Annotated in this window: 19 protein-coding genes; 11 read left to right on the forward strand and 8 right to left on the reverse strand. The window is 62.6% G+C overall.

Annotated features, from left to right (window positions below):
• The first annotated feature begins 151 nt into the window (after positions 1–151).
• The 6 genes from recC to NR126_RS20335 all read left to right on the forward strand — a co-directional run bounded on the left by recC (position 152) and on the right by NR126_RS20335 (position 11,815).
• On the forward strand, positions 152–3,601 hold the full coding sequence (recC, locus tag NR126_RS20310) for an exodeoxyribonuclease V subunit gamma (protein ID WP_027619275.1): 3,450 nt from the start codon (positions 152–154) through the stop codon (positions 3,599–3,601).
• Positions 3,601–7,290: an exodeoxyribonuclease V subunit beta gene (gene recB / locus NR126_RS20315; protein WP_256830965.1), complete on the forward strand. Its 3,690-nt coding sequence runs from the start codon at positions 3,601–3,603 to the stop codon at positions 7,288–7,290. The genes recC and recB overlap by 1 nt, the downstream gene beginning before the upstream one ends.
• Positions 7,287–9,374 carry an exodeoxyribonuclease V subunit alpha gene (recD, locus tag NR126_RS20320; protein ID WP_105754888.1) on the forward strand — a complete coding sequence of 696 codons (2,088 nt, stop codon included), beginning with the start codon at positions 7,287–7,289 and terminating at the stop codon, positions 9,372–9,374. Before recB ends, recD begins: the two co-directional genes overlap by 4 nt.
• A gap of 90 nt (positions 9,375–9,464) precedes the next feature.
• Positions 9,465–10,040: a YfiR family protein gene (locus NR126_RS20325; RefSeq protein WP_256830966.1), complete on the forward strand. Its 576-nt coding sequence runs from the start codon at positions 9,465–9,467 to the stop codon at positions 10,038–10,040.
• Positions 10,037–11,305, forward strand: coding sequence for a diguanylate cyclase domain-containing protein (locus NR126_RS20330; RefSeq protein WP_027619279.1), 1,269 nt, complete (start codon positions 10,037–10,039; stop codon positions 11,303–11,305). Before NR126_RS20325 ends, NR126_RS20330 begins: the two co-directional genes overlap by 4 nt.
• 42 nt (positions 11,306–11,347) lie before the next feature.
• Entirely contained in the window at positions 11,348–11,815 is a 468-nt protein-coding gene (locus NR126_RS20335) for an OmpA family protein (RefSeq protein ID WP_051550548.1), read from the forward strand.
• On the opposite strand, the gene NR126_RS20340 is transcribed toward NR126_RS20335, so the two are convergent.
• Positions 11,812–12,759: a LysR family transcriptional regulator gene (locus tag NR126_RS20340; protein WP_027619281.1), complete on the reverse strand. Its 948-nt coding sequence runs from the start codon at positions 12,757–12,759 to the stop codon at positions 11,812–11,814. The two genes, NR126_RS20335 and NR126_RS20340, sit on opposite strands and share 4 nt — an antisense overlap.
• Before the next feature lie 148 nt (positions 12,760–12,907).
• Between NR126_RS20340 and NR126_RS20345 the strand changes: the two genes are divergently transcribed.
• Both NR126_RS20345 and mmsB read left to right on the forward strand, forming a co-directional pair.
• Complete coding sequence (locus tag NR126_RS20345; RefSeq protein WP_256830970.1) at positions 12,908–14,434, forward strand: CoA-acylating methylmalonate-semialdehyde dehydrogenase; 1,527 nt, start codon at positions 12,908–12,910, stop codon at positions 14,432–14,434.
• 10 nt (positions 14,435–14,444) lie between these two features.
• Entirely contained in the window at positions 14,445–15,332 is an 888-nt protein-coding gene (mmsB, locus tag NR126_RS20350; RefSeq protein ID WP_256830971.1) for a 3-hydroxyisobutyrate dehydrogenase, read from the forward strand.
• Between the two features lie 67 nt (positions 15,333–15,399).
• Here the strand turns inward: mmsB and NR126_RS20355 are convergent, their stop codons facing one another.
• From NR126_RS20355 to NR126_RS20365, 3 genes are all read right to left on the reverse strand, one after another.
• The gene (locus tag NR126_RS20355; protein ID WP_003177747.1) at positions 15,400–15,744 is read right to left on the reverse strand and encodes a cupin domain-containing protein; all 345 of its coding nucleotides are present in this window, start codon (positions 15,742–15,744) and stop codon (positions 15,400–15,402) included.
• Between the two features lie 104 nt (positions 15,745–15,848).
• Positions 15,849–16,220, reverse strand: coding sequence for a MerR family transcriptional regulator (locus NR126_RS20360; RefSeq protein WP_027619284.1), 372 nt, complete (start codon positions 16,218–16,220; stop codon positions 15,849–15,851).
• 46 nt (positions 16,221–16,266) lie between these two features.
• On the reverse strand, positions 16,267–16,842 hold the full coding sequence (locus NR126_RS20365) for an NAD(P)H-dependent oxidoreductase (protein WP_256830972.1): 576 nt from the start codon (positions 16,840–16,842) through the stop codon (positions 16,267–16,269).
• A gap of 308 nt (positions 16,843–17,150) precedes the next feature.
• On the opposite strand from NR126_RS20365, the gene kynB reads away from it, so the two are divergent.
• Complete coding sequence (gene kynB / locus NR126_RS20370) at positions 17,151–17,816, forward strand: arylformamidase (RefSeq protein WP_105754884.1); 666 nt, start codon at positions 17,151–17,153, stop codon at positions 17,814–17,816.
• Positions 17,813–18,667: a tryptophan 2,3-dioxygenase gene (gene kynA / locus NR126_RS20375; RefSeq protein WP_027619287.1), complete on the forward strand. Its 855-nt coding sequence runs from the start codon at positions 17,813–17,815 to the stop codon at positions 18,665–18,667. Before kynB ends, kynA begins: the two co-directional genes overlap by 4 nt.
• A gap of 62 nt (positions 18,668–18,729) precedes the next feature.
• Here the strand turns inward: kynA and NR126_RS20380 are convergent, their stop codons facing one another.
• The 4 genes from NR126_RS20380 to antA form a co-directional block, all read right to left on the reverse strand.
• Positions 18,730–20,133, reverse strand: coding sequence for an amino acid permease (locus NR126_RS20380; protein WP_027619288.1), 1,404 nt, complete (start codon positions 20,131–20,133; stop codon positions 18,730–18,732).
• A gap of 77 nt (positions 20,134–20,210) precedes the next feature.
• Positions 20,211–21,233, reverse strand: coding sequence for an anthranilate 1,2-dioxygenase electron transfer component AntC (antC, locus tag NR126_RS20385; protein ID WP_256830978.1), 1,023 nt, complete (start codon positions 21,231–21,233; stop codon positions 20,211–20,213).
• Between the two features lie 12 nt (positions 21,234–21,245).
• The gene (antB, locus tag NR126_RS20390; RefSeq protein WP_027619290.1) at positions 21,246–21,737 is read right to left on the reverse strand and encodes an anthranilate 1,2-dioxygenase small subunit; all 492 of its coding nucleotides are present in this window, start codon (positions 21,735–21,737) and stop codon (positions 21,246–21,248) included.
• 2 nt (positions 21,738–21,739) lie between these two features.
• Positions 21,740–23,128: an anthranilate 1,2-dioxygenase large subunit gene (gene antA, locus NR126_RS20395; RefSeq protein WP_105754882.1), complete on the reverse strand. Its 1,389-nt coding sequence runs from the start codon at positions 23,126–23,128 to the stop codon at positions 21,740–21,742.
• Between the two features lie 401 nt (positions 23,129–23,529).
• Here antA and NR126_RS20400 point away from each other — a divergent pair, with 401 nt between their 5' ends.
• Positions 23,530–24,537: an AraC family transcriptional regulator gene (locus tag NR126_RS20400; RefSeq protein WP_027619292.1), complete on the forward strand. Its 1,008-nt coding sequence runs from the start codon at positions 23,530–23,532 to the stop codon at positions 24,535–24,537.
• Positions 24,538–24,561 lie beyond the last annotated feature (24 nt).

The following is a 24,561-nucleotide window of genomic DNA, read 5'->3' on the forward strand; positions in this document are numbered from 1 at the left end:
GTCAAGATTAAATTCCGAAACCCCTATCTGCGAATGCAGGTAGGGGTTTTGTTTTTGCGCGCGGGAAAGTTGCCGACTTCCTGCGCTACCACAACCACCTGATAATGCTAAGGTTCGGCCTTGGTTTTGGCATTTCATCAAGGAAGCATTCATGGCGGACGCCTCGCGACTCAGTACTGGTTTCATGGTGGTTCACGGCAATCGCCTGGACGAGCTGCGCAGCCTGGTGGTCAGTTGGATGCGGCGCTACCCGCTGGCTCCCCTGGAAAATGAAATTGCCCTGGTGCAGAGCAACGGCATTGCCCAATGGCTGAAGCTGGCCTTGGCTGAAGACCCAGAGGCCGACGACATGGGCGGCTGCGGCATTGCAGCAGCCATTGATGTGCAGTTGCCCGGCAGCTTCATGTGGCAACTGTATCGGCAAGTCCTGGGCCGCGATGAAATTCCTGCCAAGTCCCTGCTCGACAAGGCGCCGCTGACCTGGCGGCTGATGCGCCTGTTGCCGGAGTTGATCGATCAGCCGCACTTTGAGCCTTTGCAGCGCTTTCTGACCCACGACAGCGACCTGCGCAAGCGCTATCAACTGGCCGAGCGCCTGGCCGACCTGTTTGACCAATACCAGGTGTATCGCGCCGACTGGCTCGAAGACTGGGCCGCGGGCCGACATCAGTTGCGCAACGCCAGGGGCGAAAGTCATCCCCTGACCCCGGCCAACTGCTGGCAAGCCGAATTGTGGCGCGCACTGCTGCTGGATGTCGGCGAGCAGGGCATGGCGCAAAGTCGCGCTGGCGTGCATCAACGCTTCATGGAAACCATCACTCGTCTCGCTGTCGCGCCCGCTGGCTTGCCGTCCCGAGTGATCGTTTTCGGGATTTCCTCGCTACCGGCCCAAGCTCTCGAAGCCCTCGCCGGACTGGCGCGATTCAGTCAGGTGCTGCTCTGTGTACACAACCCTTGCCGTCACCATTGGGCGGACATCGTCGCCGATAAAGACCTGTTAAGGCACCAATACAAGCGGCAAGCGCGCAAGAACGGAATGCCGGTGGTGCTTGATCCGAACACCCTGCACCAACACGCCCACCCACTGCTCGCGGCGTGGGGTAAGCAGGGGCGCGATTACATCAACCTCCTCGACAGCTATGACGATCCCAACAGCTACCGCTCGGCGTTTCGCGATGGGCGCATCGACCTGTTCAGCGACAGTCAGCCATGGTCGATGCTCAACCAATTGCAGGACGACATCCTCGAACTGCGCCCCCTGAACGAAACCCGCGAGACCTGGCCTGCGGTCGACCTCGACAAGGACCCGTCGATCCGTTTTCACATTGCCCACAGTGCCCAGCGTGAAGTGGAAATCCTCCATGACCAGTTGCTCGCACGCTTCAGCGCCGATCCCCAGTTGCGCCCGCGTGATGTGATCGTCATGGTCCCGGATGTCGACAGCTATGCGCCGCACATTCGCGCCGTGTTCGGGCAACTGACCCGTGACGACCCGCGCTTTATCCCCTTTACCCTGACTGACCAGGGCCAGCGTGGCCGGGATCCTTTGCTGATTGCTGTCGAACACTTGCTCAAGCTGCCGGACAGCCGTTTCCCGGTCAGCGAGATTCTCGACCTGCTCGACGTCCCGGCATTGCGTGCGCGCTTCGGCATCGAAGAGCGGGACCTGCCGACCCTGCATCGCTGGATCGAAGGCGCCGGCATTCGTTGGGGCATGGATGCCGAGCAGCGTGCCGGCCTCGGTTTGCCGCAAGCGCTGGAACAGAACAGCTGGCGTTTCGGCTTGCGGCGCATGCTGCTCGGCTATGCGGTCGGCAGCGGACAGGCGTGCGACGGCATCGAACCCTACGACGAAATCGGCGGTCTCGATGCGGCGCTGATTGGCCCGCTTGTGGCGCTGCTCGATGCCCTGCAGATCGCCCACGATGAACTCACTCAAGCGGCCTCGCCTGAGCAGTGGGGCCTGCGCCTGCAAGCGTTGATGCAGGTGTTTTTCCTGGCGAGCAACGAGCACGATGATTATGTCCTGGCGCAGCTCGAACTATTGCGCGAAACCTGGCTGGAGACGTGCGAGGCGGTCGGGCTGTATGACGCACTGCCGCTGACCGTGGTCCGTGAAGCCTGGCTGGCCGGACTCGATCAGGGCCGTCTGTCTCAGCGGTTCCTCGCCGGGGCAGTGAACTTCTGCACCTTGATGCCGATGCGCGCGATCCCGTTCAAGCTAGTGTGTCTGCTGGGCATGAACGACGGCGATTACCCGCGTGCGCAACCGCCGCTGGACTTCGACCTGATGGGCAGCGACTACCGCCCCGGCGACCGTTCGCGCCGCGAAGACGACCGCTACCTGTTGCTCGAAGCCCTGCTCTCGGCGCGCGACCAGCTCTACATCAGTTGGGTCGGGCGCAGCATTCGCGACAACAGTGAGCGTCCGGCATCGGTGCTGATCGGGCAATTGCGCGACCACCTGGCCAATGGCTGGAAGCTGGCATATGAGACAGAAGGGCTGCTCGAGGCGATGACCCAGGAGCACCCGCTGCAACCCTTCAGCGCGCGCTATTTTCATCAAGGCGATCCGCTGTTCAGCTATGCCCGCGAGTGGCAGTTGCTGCATGAGCAACAGGATCACCCAGCCCCCTCGACCTTGCTCGACCCTTACGTTCAGGAAGAACCCCTGAGCCTTGGGCAACTGCAGGATTTCCTGCGCCACCCGGTCCGGCATTTTTTTAGCCAACGGCTCAAGGTGTTCTTCGAAGCCGCCCAAGCGCCCCTGGCTGACGAGGAACCCTTCGTCCTTGATGCGTTGCAACGCTACAGCCTGAGCGACAACCTGCTGGCGGCAGCCCTCAGCGATCTCGACCAGGTCGAGCCGGTGTTGCAGGCGCAGGCGCGACGTCTGCAAGACAGCGGTTTGCTGCCCATGGCCGGTTTCGGTGAGTGCCTGCAACGCGAGTTGATTGAGCCGCTGCCGGACCTGTTGCAGCGCTATCAGCAACTGCTGGTGCTGTGGCCGACCCCGCAAACCAGCGCATTGCCGGTCTCCCTGCAACTGCATGGCGTGAGCCTTGAAGGCTGGATCGGTGGACTGCATCAGCGCAGCGACGGTGGACTGCTGTCGGTGACTACCATTCCCAACAGCATCGGCTCGATCAAAAGCCGCAAGTGGCATCGCCTGATCCGTCCGTGGGTCAATCATTTGGTGGCCTGTGCCAGCGGCTTGTCACTGACCACCGGGCTGGTTGCCAGTGACGACACGCTATTGCTCGATCCGCTGGAGCAAGATGTCGCCGCGCAGATCCTCGGCGACCTGATGCAGGCTTGGCAGGCCGGCATGCGCCAACCCTTGCCGATCGCGGTCAAGACCGCCTTCGCCTGGCTCGGTCAGAGCGATCCGAACAAGGCCGAGGCTGCCGCGCGCAAGGCCTACGACGGCGACGGTCAGAACAGCGAAGGCGAGCGCCGCGAAAGCCCGGCATTGGCTCGCCAGTTCAGCGATTACAACGCGCTGATCGCCGATGAGACGTTCACCCTCTGGTGCGATGCCCTTTACCGCCCATTGCACGCAGCGCCCTGGCGCTCACTGACCGGCGAGGAATCGCACTGATGACCGCGACTCTACCCCTGGCCCTGGCGTTTCCGCTGCGTGGCAGCCAACTGATCGAAGCCAGTGCCGGCACCGGCAAAACCTTCACTATCTCTGCGCTGTACCTGCGTTTGGTGCTGGGTCATGGGGACGCCAGCAGCGGCTTTGGCCGTGAATTGCTGCCGCCACAGATCCTGGTGGTGACCTTCACTGACGCCGCCACCAAGGAACTGCGCGAGCGGATTCGCACCCGGCTGGCGGAGGCGGCGCGCTATTTCCGTGACGAGACGCCCGCCCCCGATAGCCTGATTGCCGACCTGCGCGACGAGTACGAAGCGCAGCACTGGCCTGGCTGCGCCAACCGGCTGGACATCGCCGCACAGTGGATGGATGAAGCCGCCGTTTCGACGATTCACAGTTGGTGCCAGCGTATGCTGCGCGAACATGCTTTCGACAGCGGCAGTCTGTTCACTCAATCGCTGGAGACCGATCACAGCGATTTGCTCGGCGAAGTGGTGCGTGATTACTGGCGCCTGTATTGCTACCCGATGCAGGGCGATGCGCTGAACTGGGTGCGCAGCCATTGGGGCGGCCCGGCTGCCTTATTGAGTCGCGTGCGCGGTTTGTTCGACAGTGAGCGCGACGGCGTCGCAGGACGCGACCCTGCGGAATTGATCGACGAATGCCTGCAGCAGCGCCGCGAGGCCCTGGTCTCCTTGAAGGCGCCCTGGACCGACTGGGCCCAGGAGTTGCGCGCGATCTGCCTGCAAGGCATCGCTGACAAGGCCGTCGACGGACGCAAGATGCAAGCGCGCTACTGCGAGCCCTGGTTCGAGAAAATTAGCGCCTGGGCCGCAGATGAAAGCCTCGAAGAATTGGACATCGGGACGGGTTTCACCCGTCTGACCCCTGACGGCATGGCCGAGGCCTGGAAAGGTCAAGCCCCGGACCATCCGGGGCTGGAAGCGATGGTCGGACTCAAGGCGCGCCTCGATGCGCTGCCGACCCCCGACGCGGCGGTGCTCAAGCATGCCGCGCAGTGGATCGGCGCGCGCTTCGAGGAAGAGAAACGCCGGCGTGCGGAAATGGGCTTTGACGACATGCTGCTGCGCCTGCGTGCGGCGTTGCAGGCCGAAGGCGGAGAGCGTCTGGCGAGCCTGATCCGCGAGCAGTTTCCGGTGGCGCTGATCGACGAGTTCCAGGACACCGACCCGGTGCAGTACCGAATCTTCGAGAGCATTTACCGTATCGAGGACAACAACCCCGAATGCGGGCTGTTCCTGATCGGCGATCCGAAGCAGGCGATCTACGCCTTTCGCGGTGCCGATATCTACACTTACCTGCGCGCCCGCCAGGCCACCAGCGGTCGACTGCACACCCTGGGAACCAACTTCCGTTCCAGCCACGGCATGGTCGAGGCGGTGAACCACGTGTTCCATAGCGCCGAAGTGCGTGAGCAGGGGCGTGGTGCGTTCCTGTTCCGCGAACCGGATGGCGTCAACCCGGTGCCCTTTGCCCCGGTGCAATCCCAGGGTCGCAAGGAGGTTCTGCAGATCAATGGCGCGGTCACACCGGCGCTGAACATCTGGCATCTGGCAAGTGAGCAAGCGCTGTCCGGCGCGGTCTATCGTCAACAACTGGCCGCGGCCTGTGCCAGTGAAATCACCGCGTTGCTCAACGCTGGTCAGCAGGGCCAAGCCGGTTTTGTCCGTGACACGCAAGCGCTCAAGGGCTTGCTGCCGGCAGACATCGCGATCCTGGTGCGCGACGGCAAGGAAGCTCAGGCGGTGCGCAGCGAGTTGTCGGCGCGTGGGGTGCGTAGTGTCTATCTGTCGGACAAGGATTCGGTGTTCGCCGCCCAGGAGGCCCATGACCTGCTGAGTTGGCTCAAGGCGTGCGCGGAGCCCGATGTCGAGCGACCATTACGCGCGGCCCTGGCGAGCATCACCTTGAACCTGTCGCTGGTTGAACTGGAACGCTTGAATCAGGACGAACTGGCCTGGGAATCCCGGGTCATGCAATTCCGTGAATATCGCAGCCTGTGGCGCAGCCAGGGTGTGCTGCCGATGTTGCGCCGCCTGCTGCATGACTTCCGCTTGCCCCAGACACTGATCGCGCGCAGCGATGGCGAGCGGGTGCTGACCAACCTGTTGCACCTCTCGGAGCTGCTGCAACAGGCCGCCGCCGAACTGGATGGCGAACAGGCGCTGATCCGTCATTTGTCCGAGCACCTGGCGTTGTCCGGGCAAGCCGGTGAAGAGCAGATCCTGCGTCTGGAAAGTGACGAGCAACTGGTCAAGGTGGTGACTATCCACAAGTCCAAGGGCCTCGAATACCCACTGGTATTCCTGCCGTTCATTTGTTCGGCCAAGCCGGTGGATGGCAGTCGCCTGCCGCTGCATTACCACGACGAACAGGGCAAGGCTCAGGTCAGCCTGAACCCGACGCCTGAGCTGATTGCCCTGGCCGACCATGAGCGCCTCGCCGAAGACCTGCGCCTGCTCTACGTGGCCTTGACCCGCGCCCAGCATGCCTGCTGGCTGGGTGTCGCCGACCTCAAGCGCGGCAACAGCAACAGCTCGGTGCTGCACCTGTCGGCGTTGGGCTATGTGCTCGGCGGCGGCCAGGTGTTGGCCGAGTCGGCGCAGTTGCAGCGCTGGCTGCTGGACCTGCAGCAAGGCTGCGCCGCCGTGCACCAGGAGCCGCTGCCCATCGCCACGGCCGAGCGCTACCAGCCGCCGCGCAACACCGCGCAGTTGCTGGCGCCTTTGCTGCCGACGCGGCGTGCTGCGGAAAACTGGTGGATTGCCTCCTATAGCGCACTGCGCATCAGCGACAGCCTGGCCCCGGGCAGTGACGAAGCACCGGAAAGCCCGCAGGCGCAGAAACTCTTCGATGACGAGCGACTCGACCCCGATGCGCCCCGTGAAATGCTTGCCAGCGGCGGCGATATCCACCGCTTTCCCCGGGGGCCGAACCCGGGGACCTTTCTTCACGGGCTACTGGAATGGGCAGGTGAGGAGCGCTTCAGTGCCGAGCCGAAGCTGATCGAGGATGCGATTGCCCGGCGCTGCAACCGTCGCGGCTGGCAGGGCTGGATCACCACCCTGAGCGACTGGCTGCAGCACCTGGTCCAGCTACCGCTGCCGGTGGGTTACGAGCAACCGCCAGTGGTGCTGGGGCAGTTGCGCGAGTACCGGGTCGAGATGGAATTCTGGTTCGCCAGCCACAAGGTCGATGTGCTCAAGCTCGATGAACTGGTGCGCCAGTACACCCACGCCGGCGTTGCCCGGGCGGGGGCCGAGTCGGTGCTACTCAATGGCATGTTCAAGGGGTTTATCGACTTGACCTTCGAGCACGCCGGTCGCTATTACGTGGCCGACTACAAATCAAACTGGCTGGGCGCCGATGATTCGGCGTACAGCGAGCAGGCCATGGAGCAGTCGATCCTCGACCATCGCTACGACCTGCAGTACGTCTTGTACCTGCTGGCCCTGCATCGTCAACTCAAGGCGCGGCTGGCCGACTACGACTACGACCGCCACGTCGGCGGTGCCCTGTACCTGTTCCTGCGCGGCACGCGCGCGGCGAGCCAGGGCGCCTATTTCGCTCGTCCGCCACGTGAGCTGATCGAACGCCTGGACCGGATGTTCCAGGGCCAACCAGAGCCCCGGGCCGAAGCCGCCTGGGTGCAGGGTGAACTGCTATGAAACGCTCCTTCGCTGACCTGTTACCCACGCCTTTGACCGACGACAGCCTGGCGCAGTTGGCACCGCTGAGCAGCGCCCGGGATTTGTTGCTGCTGCTCGAACGCTGGGTCGAGCGCGGCTGGCTGCGGGCGCTGGACAAGGCCTTCGTCGGCTTCCTCCACGAGCGTGCCCCCGACGGCGATCCGCTGGTGCTGCTGGCGGCGGCGTTGACCAGTCACCAACTGGGCCACGGTCACGTCTGTCTTGATCTGTTCGAAACCCTCAAGGAACCGGATTTCGCCCTGTCTCTGCCGCCGGAAGGCGATGCCCAGGCCGGCGCTCAGTTGCTGCCTTCGCAATTGCTCGAGGCGCTGGAAGGCGCGCACTGGTGCAAAGTCCTGGCGAGCAGCCCGCTGGTGGCGCTGGCCGTCGATGCCAGCGCCGAAGCCGCGCAACGGCCGCTGATCCTTTCCGGCAAGCGCCTGTACTTGCGGCGCTACTGGGCCTACGAACGACGCATCGATGATGCCTTGCGCCAGCGTCTCTCGGCCGCTGAGCCGACACCGCCTGACTTGGCCGAACGCCTCACCGGGCTGTTCGGCGCGGCGCGTGCCGGTGCGGCGATCGACTGGCAAAAGCTCGCCTGCGCCTTGGCCACCCGTGGTGCGTTCAGCATCATTACCGGCGGTCCGGGCACCGGCAAAACCACCACCGTAGTGCGTCTGCTGGCATTGCTCCAGGGGCCTGCCGTGGAAGCTGGCACACCGTTGCGCATTCGCCTCGCCGCACCCACGGGCAAGGCTGCCGCACGCCTGACTGAGTCCATCAGCCAACAAGTGCGCACCCTTCAGGTCGCCGCCGAAGTCAAAGACAAGATCCCCAGCGACGTGACCACGGTTCACCGACTGTTGGGCAGCCGTCCCGGCACCCGGCATTTCCGCCATCACGCCGGCAATCGCCTGCCGCTGGATGTGCTGGTGGTCGACGAAGCGTCGATGATCGACCTGGAAATGATGGCCAATCTGCTCGACGCCTTGCCCACCCATGCGCGGCTGGTGCTGTTGGGCGATAAGGACCAGTTGGCCTCGGTGGAAGCCGGTGCCGTGCTTGGCGATCTGTGCCGCGATGCCGAAGCCGGCTGGTACAGCCCGCAGACCCGTGCCTGGCTGGAGGCAGTCAGCCAGGAGTCATTGGCCGACAGCGGCTTGCAGCAAGACCAGGACGGCAGTCACCCACTGGCCCAGCAAGTGGTGATGCTGCGTCACTCTCGGCGGTTTGGCGAAGGCAGCGGCATCGGCCAACTGGCGCGCTGGGTCAATCAGCAGCAGGCCGACGAAGCGCGCAAGTTGCTCGCCGCGCGCAGCCACGCCGATCTGTATTCGCTGGCGCTCAAGGGAGAACAGGACCGAGCGCTGGAGCGCCTGCTGTTGGACGGTCATGGCGAGGGGCCGCAAGGTTACCGGCATTACCTCAGTCGCCTGCGCAGCCAACGGCCATCGCCCCAGGCAGCGGCCGATGATCCGTGCTGGGTCGACTGGGCGCGGGATGTGCTGCAGGCCTTCGACGCATTCCAGTTGTTATGCGCGGTGCGCAAGGGCCCCTGGGGCGTCGAGGGGCTCAACCAGCGGATTACCGCAGCGCTGCTCAAAGCCCGGCTGATCGACAGCGATCAGCAATGGTACGAAGGCCGCCCGGTACTGATGACCCGCAACGACTACGGCCTGGGCCTGATGAATGGCGACATCGGCATCGCCCTCAAATTGCCCGAACGTGACGCTGAGCAAGCGGGGCGGCAGGTGCTGCGGGTGGCCTTCGCGCGCAACGATGGCCAGGGCGGCGTGCGCTTCGTCCTGCCAAGCCGGCTCAACGATGTGGAAACCGTGTACGCGATGACGGTGCACAAGTCCCAGGGTTCGGAATTTACTCACACCGCATTGATCCTCCCGGATGCGCTGAACCCGGTGCTGACCAAGGAGTTGATCTACACCGGCATCACCCGGGCCAAGGACTGGTTCAGCTTGATCGAGCCCCGTGGCGGCGTGTTCGAGGAGGCGGTCAAGCGCAAGGTCAAGCGTTTGAGCGGGCTGATGCTGGAGCTTCACTAGGCAGCGGCGCCCGTGGGCTGGCCTCGCCGCTGTTTTGGCGCTGTGCTATCGTTGCGGCATCATTTCGCAACGATCAACGAGAATGCCTGAATGAAGCTGACTGTCTTGATGACAGCGTGCATGGTCAGCTGCAAGCGATGGCTGCTGGCAGGCATTCTCTGTTTGTTCAGCGTGGCGGCCTGCGCCGCCTCGTCCGCTCCAGTGAGCATGGCCGAGCAGCGCGCGCTGGCGGTCACCCAAGTGGTACTCGGTATCCTCAGCTACGCCCGCTGGCCGGTAGAGCCTGCGCAACTGCGCCTGTGCGTGATCGGCCCCACCGAATACACCGACGACCTGGTCAAGGGCACGATTCAGGCCACCGGGCGTCCGGTGGTGGTGCGGCGTTTTCTCACCAGCCATCCGGCAATCGCCACCGACTGCGAGGCGGTGTACATCGGCAAACTTTCCCAGCCAGAGCGCGAAACGTTGTTCGCCTCCCTGAGCGGGCGTCCGGTGTTGAGCATCAGTGAAGCGGACGACGCCTGTACGGTCGGCAGCCTGTTCTGCCTACGGGTCAGCGACGCCCATGTGGCGTTCGACGTCAATCTCGACTCGGTAGCGCGCAGCGGCGTGCGGATTCACCCGAGTGTCCTGCAACTCTCGCGTCGCAAAACGGCGGCGCCATGAGGCTATTCGACAAAGACGGGCGAGCTACCCTGCGTTCGGTCATTGGCCGCGGCAACCTGATGATTGCCTTGGTGGGCGTGACCATGACCAGCTTGAGCCTGACCCTGCTCGGCGTCCTGGCCTTGCGCGCCTACGCCGATCACAACCTGGAACTGATTGCCCGCTCGATCAATTACACCGTGGAAGCGGCGGTGGTGTTCAACGACAACGTGGCGGCGACCGAAGCGCTGGCGTTGATCGCTTCGACTGAAGAGGTGGCGGACGCCCAGGTGTTCGACAGACGAGGGCAGTTGCTGGCGCGCTGGCAGCGACCGGAAAACGGCTGGGTGTCACAGCTGGAAATGCAGTTGGCGCGAGCGGTGTTGGAAAAGCCCATGCGCTTGCCGATTGTCCACGAGGGCCATGAGGTCGGCAGCATTCTGGTGGTGGGCCACGGTGCCAGTCTGCTGCGCTTTCTGCTCAGCGGACTTGCCGGGATCATCGCCTGCGCCGCCCTCAGTGCCTGGGTTGCGCTGTACCTGGCGCGCCACCAGCTCAAGGGCATCACCGGTTCGTTGCGCCGACTCGCGCAGGTGGCGCATGCGGTGCGCAGCGAGCGGGCCTTCGACCAGCGTGTGCCGCCGGCGCGGATAGCCGAGCTGGACAGCCTGGGCAACGACTTCAATGCCCTGCTCGATGAGCTCGAATCGTGGCAGACCCACCTGCAAAGTGAAAACGAATCCCTCGCCCACCAGGCCAGCCACGACAGCCTGACCGGCCTGCCGAACCGGGCATTTTTCGAGGGCCGCTTGATGCGCTCGCTGCGCACCGCGAAGAAGTACGACGAGCGGCTGGCGGTGTTGTTTCTCGACAGCGATCGCTTCAAGGACATCAACGATCAATACGGTCATGCCGCTGGCGACGCGGTGCTGACAGCGGTCGCCACCCGAGTGCGCGCGCAATTGCGCGAAGAGGACCTGGTGGGTCGCCTCGGCGGAGACGAGTTTGCGGTGTTGCTGACGCCGCTGCACAAGGTCGAAGATGCCGAACGCATCGCCGACAAAATCATCGCCAGCATGCAGGCACCGGTGCAATTGGCCGACGGCCAGACGGTGCAGACCTCGCTGAGTGTGGGAATCGCGATCTTTCCGGATCACGGTGCCACACCCGGCTCCCTGTTGCATGCCGCCGATGCGGCGATGTACCAGGCCAAACGCCTCTCCCGAGGCGGGCAATACACGGCAACGTCGGAGCACCTTGCCGCACCTTTGAAAAACAGGAGCTAACCCCCCGTGTCCCCAGTTTCCCAGCGTTCCCTTCGATTGTTCATGTTCTCGCTGTTCATGGCGATGCTCGCCCTGAGCGGCTGCCAGACCGCCCCGCAAAAAGGCCTCAGCCCCGCACAGATCGCGGTGCTCAAGCAGCAGGGGTTCGAATTGACCGATGAAGGCTGGGAGTTTGGCTTGTCCGGCAAGGTGCTATTTGGCAGCGACGTCGACAGCCTGAATGCGCAGAGCAGCGCCATCGTCCAGCGCATCGGCAAAGCCCTGCTGGACGTCGGCATCGACCGAGTGCGGGTCGACGGCCACACCGACGCTTCGGGCAAGGAAGCCTACAACCAGCAACTCTCGGTGCGCCGCGCCAAGAGCGTGAGCACCGTCCTGCAGCAGGTCGGCATGCGTGAAGAAAACATCCAGCTGCGCGGATTCGGCAGCAGCGTCCCGGTCGCCACCAACAAAACTGCCACCGGCCGCAATGAAAACCGTCGAGTGGCGATCGTCGTCAGCAACGACTAATCGGCGAAGTGCATTTCCCGCGTCTGCCCCATCAACAGCGCCTGGTTCTGCTCGGTGACGCTGCGGATGTAATCCCAGAGCAGGGTGATGCGCTTGAGCTTCCTCAAGTCTTCCCGGCAGTACATCCAGAACTGCCGTGTGATGTTGATCTCCTCCGGCAGCACCGGTAGCAGGCGTGGGTCCTGAGCCGCGAGGAAGCAGGGCAGGATCGCCAGCGAGCGGCCTTGCTGGGCGGCAACGAACTGGGCGATGACGCTGGTGCTGCGCAGGTTGGCGCTGGCGCCGGGCAGGACGTTGGCCAGATAAAGCAGCTCAGAGCTGAAGGCCAGGTCGTCGACGTAGCTGATGAATTGATGCCGGGCCAGGTCGGCCGGGCGGCGGATCGGCGGGTGTTGGTCGAGGTAGTCCTGGGTCGCGTACAGCTGCAGGCGATAGTCGCAGAGTTTGCAGCACACGTACGGGCCGTGTTCCGGGCGTTCGAGGGCGATGACGATGTCGGCTTCGCGCTTGGACAGGCTGATGAAGTGCGGCAGCGGCAGGATGTCCACCGAGATCGCCGGGTAGGCGTCGACGAAGTGACTCAACTGCGGAGTGATAAAGAAGCTGCCGAAGCCTTCGGTGCAGCCCATGCGCACGTGCCCGGACAACGCCACGCCGGACCCCGAAACCTGCTCGCAGGCCATGTGCAGGGTACTTTCTATTGACTCGGCATAACCCAGCAGGCGCTGGCCCTCGGCGGTCAGCACGAAGCCGTTGGTCCGCGATTTCTCGAACAACAAGGTGCCCAAAGCGCCTTCCAGCGAACTGATGCGTCGCGACACCGTGGTGTAGTCCACCGCAAGGCGCTTGGCCGCGGTGCTGGCCTTGCGGGTGCGGGCCACTTCGAGGAAAAACTTCAGGTCGTCCCAGTTCAGGGAGCCCAGGGATGTGATGTTTTTTTGCATGTTGGACCGGCTTTTATGTGCGTTCTTATTAGAAGTTTGCACATCTATACTCCAAAAACAGTCCGCTCACCACTTGCGGTACACGCCTCATCTCAAGGCGACCTCTGCGCCTTGGCTCCCAGCATAAATATAAGTACCGGAGACCCACATGAACGCATCGCTCACGCCCAACGAAACCACCGTGCAAACGGCCAAATTGCTGATCGACGGTCAGTGGGTCGAGTCTCAAACCAGCGAATGGCACGACATCGTCAACCCGGCCACGCAGGAAGTGCTGGCCAAGGTTCCGTTCGCTACCGCCGATGAAGTCGACGCTGCAATCAACGCTGCCCAGCGCGCCTTCCAGACCTGGAAACTGACTCCGATTGGCGCACGGATGCGCATCATGCTCAAACTTCAGGCGCTGATTCGCGAGCACTCCAAGCGCATCGCCGTGGTCCTCAGTGCCGAGCAGGGCAAGACTATTGCCGACGCTGAAGGCGACATTTTCCGTGGCCTGGAAGTGGTTGAACACGCCTGCTCTATCGGCACCCTGCAAATGGGCGAATTCGCCGAAAACGTCGCCGGCGGCGTCGATACCTACACCCTGCGCCAGCCGATCGGCGTCTGCGCCGGCATCACCCCTTTCAACTTCCCGGCGATGATTCCGCTGTGGATGTTCCCGATGGCCATCGCTTGCGGCAACACCTTCGTGCTCAAACCGTCCGAGCAGGATCCGCTGTCGACCTTGCTGCTGGTGGAACTGGCGATTGAAGCCGGGGTTCCGGCCGGTGTGCTCAACGTGGTCCACGGCGGCAAGGACGTGGTGGATGCGCTGTGCACCCACAAGGACATCAAGGCGGTGTCGTTCGTTGGTTCGACCGCAGTCGGTACTCATGTCTACGATCTCGCTGGCAAACATGGCAAGCGCGTGCAGTCGATGATGGGCGCGAAGAACCACGCCGTGGTGCTGCCCGACGCCAACCGCGAGCAGGCGCTGAATGCCCTGGTCGGTGCCGGTTTTGGTGCGGCCGGCCAGCGTTGCATGGCGACCTCGGTGGTGGTGCTGGTGGGCGCGGCCAAGCAGTGGCTGCCCGACCTCAAGGCGCTGGCGCAGAAACTCACGGTCAATGCCGGCAGCGAGCCGGGGACCGATGTCGGCCCGGTGATTTCCAAGCGCGCCAAGGCGCGGATTCTCGAGCTGATCGAAAGCGGCATCAAGGAAGGCGCCAAGCTCGAACTCGACGGTCGCGACATCAGCGTGCCGGGCTACGAGCAAGGCAACTTTGTCGGCCCGACCCTGTTCTCCGGGGTGACCACCGACATGCAGATCTACACCCAGGAAATCTTCGGCCCGGTGCTGGTGGTGCTGGAAGTCGACACCCTCGATCAGGCGATTGCCCTGGTCAACGCCAACCCGTTTGGCAACGGCACCGGCCTGTTCACCCAGAGTGGTGCGGCGGCGCGTAAATTCCAGAGTGAAATCGACATCGGCCAGGTGGGTATCAACATCCCGATTCCGGTGCCGGTCCCGTTCTTCAGCTTCACCGGTTCCCGGGGTTCCAAACTCGGCGACCTCGGCCCGTATGGCAAGCAAGTGGTGCAGTTCTACACTCAGACCAAGACCGTCACCGCCCGCTGGTTTGACGACAACAGCGTCAACGACGGTGTGAACACCACCATTAACCTGCGTTAAGGAAGCCGAGATGAAGATCGCGTTTATTGGTCTGGGCAACATGGGCGCGCCGATGGCGCGCAACCTGATCAAGGCCGGCCACGCGCTGAACCTGGTCGACCTGAACAAGGCGGTGCTGGCGGAACTGGAGCAATTGGGCGGGCACATCAGCGGCTCGGCCAAGGAAGCCGCGCAGGGCGCCGAATTGGTGATCACCATGCTGCCGGCTGCGGCGCATGTGCGCAGCGTCTGGCTGGGTGAGAACGGTGTGCTGGCGGGAATCGGCGAGGGTGTGCCGGCAGTGGATTGCAGCACCATCGATCCGCAGACCGCGCGGGATGTCGCTGCGGCGGCGGCCGCGCAGGGTGTGAGCCTGGCGGATGCGCCAGTGTCCGGTGGCACCGGTGGCGCCGCTGCGGGCACCCTGACCTTCATGGTCGGGGCCACCCCGGAGTTGTTTGCCACCCTGCAGCCCGTGCTGGCGCAGATGGGCCGCAACATTGTGCATTGCGGTGCCGTCGGCACTGGGCAGATCGCCAAGATCTGCAACAACCTGCTGCTGGGAATCTCCATGGTCGGCGTCAGCGAAGCCATGGCCCTGGGCGATGCGCTGGGGATCGACACCGGTGTTTTGGCCGGGATCATCAACAGCTCCACCGGGCGTTGCTGGAGTTCGGACACCTACAACCCGTGGCCTGGCGTGATCGAAACCGCACCGGCCTCACGTGGTTACACCGGCGGTTTTTGTGCCGAGCTGATGCTCAAGGATCTTGGGCTGGCGACTGAAGCGGCGCGTCAGGCGCATCAACCGGTGGTGCTCGGCGCGGTGGCCCAGCAGTTGTACCAGGCGATGAGCTTGCGCGGTGAGGGTGGGCAGGATTTCTCGGCGATCGTTAACAGCTATCGCAAGCCGAAGTAAGCGGATCCAGGGTGGGATTGCAGGAGCTGGCAAGCCAGCTCCTGCAGGTTTTTTGCCGGTTCCGGTATCAAGCAAACACGAAATACTTGCGCACCGTCTCCACCACTTCCCAAGTTCCCTTCATGCCTGGCTCGACGACGAAGATGTCGCCCGCGCGCAGGTGGATCGGCGCCATGCCGTCCGGGGTGATCACGCAGTAACCTTCCTGGAAATGGCAGTACTCCCACTTCACATAATCGACGCGCCACTTACCCGGCGTGCAGATCCAGGTGCCCATGATCTTGCTGCCATCTTCGCTGGTGTAGGCGTTGAGGTTGACGGTGTGCGGGTCGCCTTCGAGCTTTTCCCATTTGCAGGCATCGAGCACGGGCAGGGGATGGGTATCGCGAAGGACGGTAATCGGGGCGGTCATGCGGACTCCGGGCGTTGGGCAGGAATGAACCTGCACCCTATAGCGCCCGACCCCGGATCAGTTGTCTGGGGTCGACACTCAGCTGTCCAGAAACGCGCTTGCGCTCAGATCCGCTCCAGTGGGCAATCGCTCTGCACCTGTGCCAGGCTGGCCTGCAGTTCGCTCAGTTGGCGGACCTGACGGGTCATCTGCGCGATGCTCGCACTCAGCTGCTTCTTCTTCTCGCTGATCGCCTGCTGGGCCAGATTCCACGGCATGGCCTGGCCGTGGTAGTCCTGGAACATTGCCTGCATTTCCTTGAGCTTGAAGCCCAGTTGCTGGGCGCACTTGATGAAGCTCAGCAGCTCGACGCTCTGTTGGTCGTAGATGCGGTATTTGCCTTGGCGCTGGGCGGGCGGCAGCAGGCCGATGTCTTCGTAGTGACGAATGCTCTTGATGGTGGTGCCCGAAAGCTTCGCCGCTTTACCGATGTACATGAAAAGTCCCTTTTTCGTGGTTGACGCGGCGGATTATCTCCGAGACTTACCCCGCAGCGATAGCCTGGGCTTGCTTGAGCCAGATTTCCCGTTGCCGTTCGGTGGAGCCGAGTATGGGGCCGAAAGTCAGGGTCTTGCGTGGCCGGATGCCGCAGAAGGCCAGGGTGGTCTTGCGCATCTGATGCAGGCCGGGCATGCGGTACACCCAGCGGTAGTACCAGGGCGGTGTGTCCATGGTCACCAGCAGGTCAGCGCTGCGCCCTCGCAGCAGCTGTTCCGGGAAGGCCTTGCCGGGGCGATACTTGAAGGCAAACCCGGGCAGGAACACCCGATCGAAAAAGCCCTTGAGCAGCGCCGGGATCGCGCCCCACCAGATCGGGTAGACGAACGTCAGGTGTTCGGCCCAGGTGATGTCCGCCTGGGCCTGCAGCAGATCGGCTTCCAGCGGCTGCACCTGGCGGTAGCCTTCGCGCAGGATCGGGTCGAAATCCAGTGAACCCAGGCGCAGTTCGCGCACCTGGTGCCCGGCATCTTTCGCGGCCTGCACGTAACGCTCGGTGAGCGCGCCGCAAAAACTGTCGTGGGAGGGGTGACCGAGAATCACCAGGATGCGTTTGCTCATGGAAGTATCACTCAAGGACAAAAATGAGGTCCCTGTAGGCGCTGGCTTGTTAGCGATGAAGTTGATGCGGTGTAGCCGACGGCCTCATCGCGAGCAGGCTCGCTCCTACAAATAACCAAAACCGGAGGATAAAGTCGGCCCCATGGGGGAGAGTCAAGGGGCTCTTTCGGTGATTGAAATTTCCATCGCTCAAACTCGGTTTTTTTAGCAGTAAGTGCGAAACATTTGACCGGCGGCGGAGTTTTTCGCAAGAAAGTTCAGGGGTTTCGCTCGTATCATTCACGCGTGAGCAGGCCGAGATCAATACAATGAAAACAACACCCTCCTGGTGGGACATCAGCCCACCCTTGAGTACCGCCACCCCCACGTGGCCGGGCGATACACCGTTTCAGGAAGAGCGCGTCTGGACCTATGGGCCGGAGTGTCCGGTCAACGTCGGGCGCATCACCCTGTCGCCGCACACCGGCGCCCATGTCGACGCGCCGTTGCACTACAGCCCGGATGGCGCGCCCATCGGCGAAGTGTCGCTGGACACCTACATGGGCCCGTGCCGGGTCCTGCATTGCCTGGACAGCGGTGCGCTGGTCGAGCCCGAGCAGCTCGCCGGACGTCTCGGGCAGGTGCCCGAACGGGTGCTGTTGCGCACCTATCGCCGGGCCCCGCTGGCGACCTGGGACAGCGACTTCACCGCCGTGGCCAAGACCACTGTCGATTTGCTGGCGGGCCTCGGAGTGCGGCTGATCGGCATCGACACGCCGTCCCTCGACCCCCAGACCTCGAAAACCATGGATGCCCATAACGCGATCGCCCGGCACGGCATGGCGATCCTCGAAGGCATCGTCCTCGATGACGTGCCTGAAGGTGACTACGAGCTGATCGCCTTGCCGCTGCGCTTTGCCAACCTTGACGCCAGCCCGGTCCGGGCCATTTTGCGTCCCCTGAATAAATTGACACCTGAGGAGGCCGCCCAATGAGCCAATGTCCGTATTCCGCCGGTAACCAGAACGACGAATGGCATAACGCCGAGCTGAATTTTTCCGACTCCATGAGTTATGGCGATTACCTGGACCTGGGGCGCATCCTCAGCGCCCAGCACCCGCTGTCGCCCGACCATAACGAAATGCTGTTCATCATCCAGCACCAGACGTCCGAGCTGTGGATGAAACTGATGCTGCACGAACTCAAGGCTGCCCGCGAACACGTGCGCCTCGGCGAGCTGCCGCCAGCGTTCAAGATGCTGGCGCGGGTGTCGCGGATTTTCGACCAGTTGGTGCATGCCTGGACCGTGCTGGCGACCATGACCCCGACCGAATACCACGCGATCCGCCCGTTCCTCGGCCAATCGTCGGGCTTCCAGTCGTTCCAGTACCGCGAGATTGAATTCATCCTCGGCAACAAGAGCGCGACCCTGCTGCGTCCCCACGCTCATCGTCCGGAACTGCTGGCAGAACTGCAGAAGTCGATCGCCACGCCATCGCTGTACGACGAGGCAATCCGCCTGATGATCAGCGCCGGCCTGGACATCGATCCACAGCGCCTGAGCGTCGATCCAACCCTACCGACTGCTCACGATGCCTCGGTCGAAGCGGCCTGGCGCGTGGTCTACAAGAATCCGACGCAGTACTGGGACCTGTACCAGTTGGCCGAGAAGTTCATCGACCTCGAAGACTCGTTTCGCCAGTGGCGTTTCCGCCATGTGACCACGGTCGAGCGGATCATCGGCTTCCAGCCTGGCACCGGCGGTACCGAAGGCGTGGGCTACCTGCGCAAGATGCTCGACACCGTGCTGTTCCCGGAACTGTGGCGCGTACGCTCCACGCTCTGAGTCAACAGGCATAAAAAAACCCCGGCATTCACTGAATGCCGGGGTTTTTTATGGGCTGAAGCTTACTGCGCGACCGATACATTCCCGGCGCGCGCCACCCGCAAGCGGTAGGCAACGTACAGGATCGCGATCCACACCGGGATCGCATACACCGAGGCGCTGATGCCCGGGATCATCAACATCACGCAGATGATCATGAACATGAACGCCAGGCACAGGTAGTTGGTGAAGGGCGACCAGAAGGCCTTGAAGCCCGGCACCACGCCTTTGGCCTGCATGGCCTTGCGGAATTTCAGGTGAGTCAGGCTGATCATCGCCCAGTTGATCATCAACGAGGCAACCACCAGCGCCATCAACAGTTCCAGTGCGCTATGCGGCGCCACGTAGTTGACCACCACGCAGAGCAGAGTCACCAGCGCCGACACGCACAGGGCACGGAACGGCACGCCGTTTTTGGTCAGTTTCATCAACGACTTCGGCGCATCGCCCTGGTCCGCCAGGCCGTACAGCATGCGGCTGTTGCAGTAGACGCCGCTGTTGTAGACCGACAGTGCAGCGGTCAGCACCACGAAGTTGAGGATCTGCGCTGCGGTGTCACTGCCGATCAGGGCAAAGATCTGCACGAACGGGCTGCTGCTGTAGGCATCGCCCGAGGCGCCGAGGGTCTGCAGCAGTTGGTCCCATGGGTACAACGACAGCAGCACGGTCAGGGCGCCGACGTAAAAGATCAGCACCCGGTAGACCACCTGGTTGATCGCCTTGGGAATCACTTTGCGTGGCTCGCTGGCTTCGGCCGCGGTGATACCCACCAGCTCCAGGCCACCGAAGGAGAACATGATGAAGGCCATTGCCATCAGCAGGCCGGTGGTGCCATTGGGGAAGAAACCGCCGTGGTCCCACAGGTTGCTCACCGAGGCTTGCGGGCCGCCGGTGCCGCTGAACAGCATGTAGCAGCCGAGGACGATCATGCCGATGATGGCCACGACCTTGATGATCGCGAACCAGAACTCCGCTTCGCCGAACACCTTCACGTTCATGGTGTTGATCAGGTTGACCAGCACGAAGAACACCGCCGCGCTGACCCAGGTCGGCACCTCGGGCCACCAGAACTGGATGTACTTGCCGACTGCCGTCAGCTCCGCCATGCCCACCAGCACGTACAGCACCCAGTAGTTCCAGCCGGACAGGAAGCCGGCAAAACCACCCCAGTAGTTATGGGCAAAGTGACTGAAGGACCCGGCGACCGGCTCCTCGACAATCATTTCGCCGAGCTGGCGCATGATCAGGAAGGCGATGAACCCGGCAATCGCGTAGCCGAGAATCATCGAGGGGCCTGCTGACTTGAGTACGCCAGCGGAACCCAGGAACAAGCCTGTCCCGATCGCACCACCCAAGGCGATCAGCTGAATGTGTCGATTTTTCAGCCCCCGCTTGAGTTCGCCCTGTTGCTGTATTTGTTCCGCCATCTGCTTACCTTCTAGTTGTTTTGGTCCGGCTGTGTTGCACCCCGACAGCTTATTCAATTGGCGCCCGTTTGTGGCCGTCAGACGTTGCTTTCGGTGAATTTTTCGTAATAAAGCTGCACGTTTTGCAGATTTTGCGCGATCAGCCAGCTCTTGATCGATTCGACCATCGGCGGTGGTCCGCACACATACATGTCGGCGGCGGCATCGCGCAGTTCGCTGGCCTCGAAGTGCTCAGTGAGGTAGCCGCGCTTGCCGCTCCATTCTGGCGTCGGCTCGCTGACCACCTCGGTGTAGCGAAACCCGGGAATGCGCTGGGCGTAGGCAAGGATGCGCGCGCGCTCGCACAGGTCGGCGGCATCGCGTACGCCGTAGTACAGGTGCACCGGTTGCTCGCAGCCGCGCTCGGTCATTTCGTCGAGCATGCCGAGCATCGCCGACAGCCCGGTACCGCCGGCCACCAGCAGCAGTGGGCGAGTGATGTGGCGTAGGTAAAACGCCCCGAGCGGTGCTTCCAGCTCGATCCGGTCACCGACCTGGCAGCGCTCGCGGATGTAGTTGCTCATCACCCCGTCGGGCAGCAGGCGAATCAGGAATTGCAGTTGGTTCGCCGCGCTGGGGCGGTTGGCGAAGGAGTACGAACGCTTGCTCTCGGTGCCGGGAATCAGCAGCCGGGCGTACTGCCCCGGGAGGAAGTCCAGCGCCGGGGTGTCTGTGCCAAGGTCCAGGTGCAGGATCGCCGTGCTCGCCGAGACCTGGGTGACCTGGGTCACCGTGCCGCTGAGTTGCGCCGGCCCGGCGGCGTTGCACAGGCTGGAAGCGAAATCGAAATAGAACGCCGCGTCGGATTTGACCCGGGTCTGGCAGGTGAGCATTTTGCGCTGCTGCAGGTCGAGGCTGGAGAGGGCTTCCTCGTCCACATAGTCCTGGCTGTAGTCGCCGGATTCGCAGCGACCCTGGCAGGTGCCGCACACGCCTTCGCGGCAGTCGAGGGGGATCTTGATGCCATTGCGCAGGGCGGCATCGAGCAGTATTTCGTTGGCCTGCACCGGAAAGAACAGCGTCTTGCCGTCGGCAAAGCTGAACGCAACCTTGTGGTTCATGCGCCGGTCTCCTCAGAGGTGGTAGAAATCGAGCACCGAGTTGATGGTGTCGTTGAGCAGCAGCACGTGCTTGCGGGCGATCAGCCAACTGCCGTCATGGGGCGTCAGGCGATAGGTGGCGGTGCCGTAGAACTGTTCGGAAGTGGCCAGGCGATAGAACAGCGTGTGCCAGTTCAAGCGCACTTCCAGCTCACCCTGGGGCAGTTCATTGATACGTACGTTGTTGATCAGGTGCAGGGTGCGCGGCAGCGGTGTGGCCGAGGCGGCCTTGCCGGTGCGCAGGCGGAACACCCGGTCTTCCAGGCCGGAACGGTTGGCGTAGTAGATCAGCGACATCTCGCGCTTGGGGTCCTGGGTATAGACGTGCTCCGAATCCCACTGCGGCAAGTGGAACTCGCTCTGCTCGGCGAACAGCTTGAGGTAGGCGTCCCAATCCTTGGCGTCGCACAGCTCGGATTTACGGTAGAAAAATTGCTCGATCTGGTACTGCAATTGCGCATTCATGGTTACACCTCACGGAGTTTCAGGGATTTCGCGTCCAGGCCGTCGAGCAGGAATTTCTGCCAGTTGGCGTGCTGGTTGACGTAAAGCCCCTCGTGGGTGAACTCGGTGCCGGTCATCGCCGGCTGAATGCCGATCGCCTCGCTGTTGGGCGTAGGGCCGGTTTCCCAGCGATGGCTGCCTCGGGAAATATCACTCCAGCGCTCCAGACGGGCCTGGAAACCGCGTTGGGCTTCGCGGAATTCCACCAGATCGTCCGGCGTGCCGAGCCCGGAGACGTTGAAGAAATCCTCGAACTGGCGGATGCGGTTTTCGCGGTCGGCGGCCGACTCGTTTTTCACCCCCAGGCACTGGCTGATGATTTCGGTCTTGTTCCACGCCACCGGGCGAATAATGCGCAGCTGCGAGCTGATCTGGTCGAGGAAGAACAGGCTCGGGTAGATGTTCAGGTTGCGCAGGCGATGCATCATCCACTCGGCTTTCTGCTGGCCGTATTCTTCGATCAGGCGCGGCATGATGGTCGCGTAGCCGGAGCGCACCGAGGGGTTGGGCATGTCGCTGAACAGCACACTGTGGCCGTTGTTGAAGGCGAACCAGCCGTCGTCGGTGTTGGCATCGCCGGCCCCCAGTTTGCTGTAGTCCAGGGTGCTGCCGTTGCTGGTGCCGTTGTCGCTGTTGACCTGCTGGCGGTGTTGCACGGTGGCCACGTAGTTATAGTGCACGGTGCTGACGTGGTAGCCATCGAGGCCGTTTTCGTTCTGCAGTTTCCAGTTGCCGTCGTAGGTGTAGGCCGACTTGCCGGGCAGCACTTCCAGTTCACCGGTGGGCGACTGGGCAACCATCATGTCGAAGAACACTTTCGAGTCGCCGAGGAAGTCTTCCAGGCTGTTGTCGCCATTGACGTCGAGGCTGATGAAGACGAAACCCTTGTAGCTCTCGATGCGAGCTTTTTTCAGGCCGCGAGTGGCCTTGTCGAAGCCTTCCGGGTATTCGCCCGGCGCCTTGACCTTGACCAGCCGGCCATCGCTTTTGTAGCACCAGGCGTGGAATGGGCAGGTGAAGGTCGACTGGTTGCCCTTGCCGACGCGGGTCAGGGTTGTGCCGCGATGCTGGCAGGCGTTGATCAGGGCGTTGAGCTGACCGTCACCGTCACGGGTGATGATCATCGGCTGGCGGCCGGCGCGCATGGTGATGAAGTCGTGGTTATTCGCCAGCTCGCTTTCGTGGCAGGCGTAGATCCAGTTCTTCTCGAAGATCAGTTCCATTTCCAGATCGAACAGCTGCGGTTCGGTGAAGATGTCCCGGGCAATGCGGAACACCCCTTCGGCCGGCCGAAAGTCCAGGCAGCCTTCGATAAATGATTTCCATTGCTCGACGTTTTTCTCGCCACTCATGGGTGTGTGCCCCTTGTTTTTGTTCAGGCTAATCGGTGCGCCCATTAGAGAGAGTGGGACGGGTGGGGGTCTATCCGCTTAGTCGGCGAAGGCAGTCCATAAAATTCACGGCTGCATTAGTGCGCATTTTTGGCGGGTAACAACGGGTGCATTTTCTGGGCGGCGAATACTCAATTTCCTGCGCCAGTTGATGAACGGGCGCACTGATGTCGCGCATTGATGTACTGTTTTGCCCAGTCTTGAATGCGCGGGTCGGCTTCTGGGCGTGGCGTTATCCACTTAGTCGGTGATTGCTATCCATCGGCTCAGCGCGCGCGTTCACTGGTCTGGAATTTGCTCTGTTCAAGCCAGAGGTGCGCCGTCAGAGCGCGCTGAAAAAATATTGCCGTGGGTGCGCCGTGATGAGTAGCAAAGCCGATCCGCAAAGTCGCGATATTCGTATCGATCACTATGACCTTGAAGGGGCCAGGACCTGGATGTCCGGTATCTGCGGCCCGCATCGCCTGGAAACCGCGACGCCAGAGCGGATTCGTTTTCACCACAGCGCAAACGTCTTCAAATCGATGGCCACCACCTTGGGCACCATCGAGTACGGCACCGACGTGACCGTCGATATCGAGGACGCCGAGCACTTCAGCAGCTACAGCCTCAGCCTGCCGTTGGTGGGGGAGCAGGAGCTGCGCAAGAACGGCGCCTTGCTCAGGTCCGATCGTGATCAGGGGGTAATCATTTCGCCCAACGAAAACCAGGTGCTGGCAATTTCCGGAGATTGCCGCAAGGTCCAGGTGGTGATCACCCGCGCGGCCATGAGCGAGTCACTCGAAGGCATTCTGCAACGCCCGCTGGACGCGCCGCTGCGCTTCGAGCCGTTGATGGATGCGGTGGACGGTGCCTCGGCGGCGTGGTGGCGGATGGCGCGCTATTTCATCGCCGAGCTGGAGCACAACAGCGCGCTGTTCGATCAGGTGACCTTCACCCGCGACATCGAAAGCTCGCTGATCAAGGGCCTGATCCTCGCCCAGCCGAACAACTACTCCGATGAGCTGCGCGAGGTGCTGGGGGTCAAGGTGCCGCACTACCTGGTGCGCGCCAAACAGTACATCCACGACAACGCCCGCGAAGCGCTGTGCCTGGAAGATATCGAAATGGCGGCGGGGGTTTCGCGCTTCAAACTGTTCGAGGCGTTCCGCAAATACTTCGCGCTGTCGCCAATGGCCTATCTGAAGAAACACCGCCTGAACGCGGTGCGCCAGGACCTGCTGGAACACGGCCAGGCGCGCAACATCTCGGAAATCGCGATGGCCTGGGGCTTCACCCACATGGGCCGGTTCTCTGCTGAATATCGCAAGTTGTTCGAAGAGTCGCCCAGCGCCACGGTGCAGCGCAACGAGTCAAGGCGGATGCGTTGAGTCCGATTCCAACTGAACCCGGGT

This window comes from Pseudomonas sp. Pse1 (genome assembly GCF_024519635.1).
Lineage (GTDB): Bacteria > Pseudomonadota > Gammaproteobacteria > Pseudomonadales > Pseudomonadaceae > Aquipseudomonas.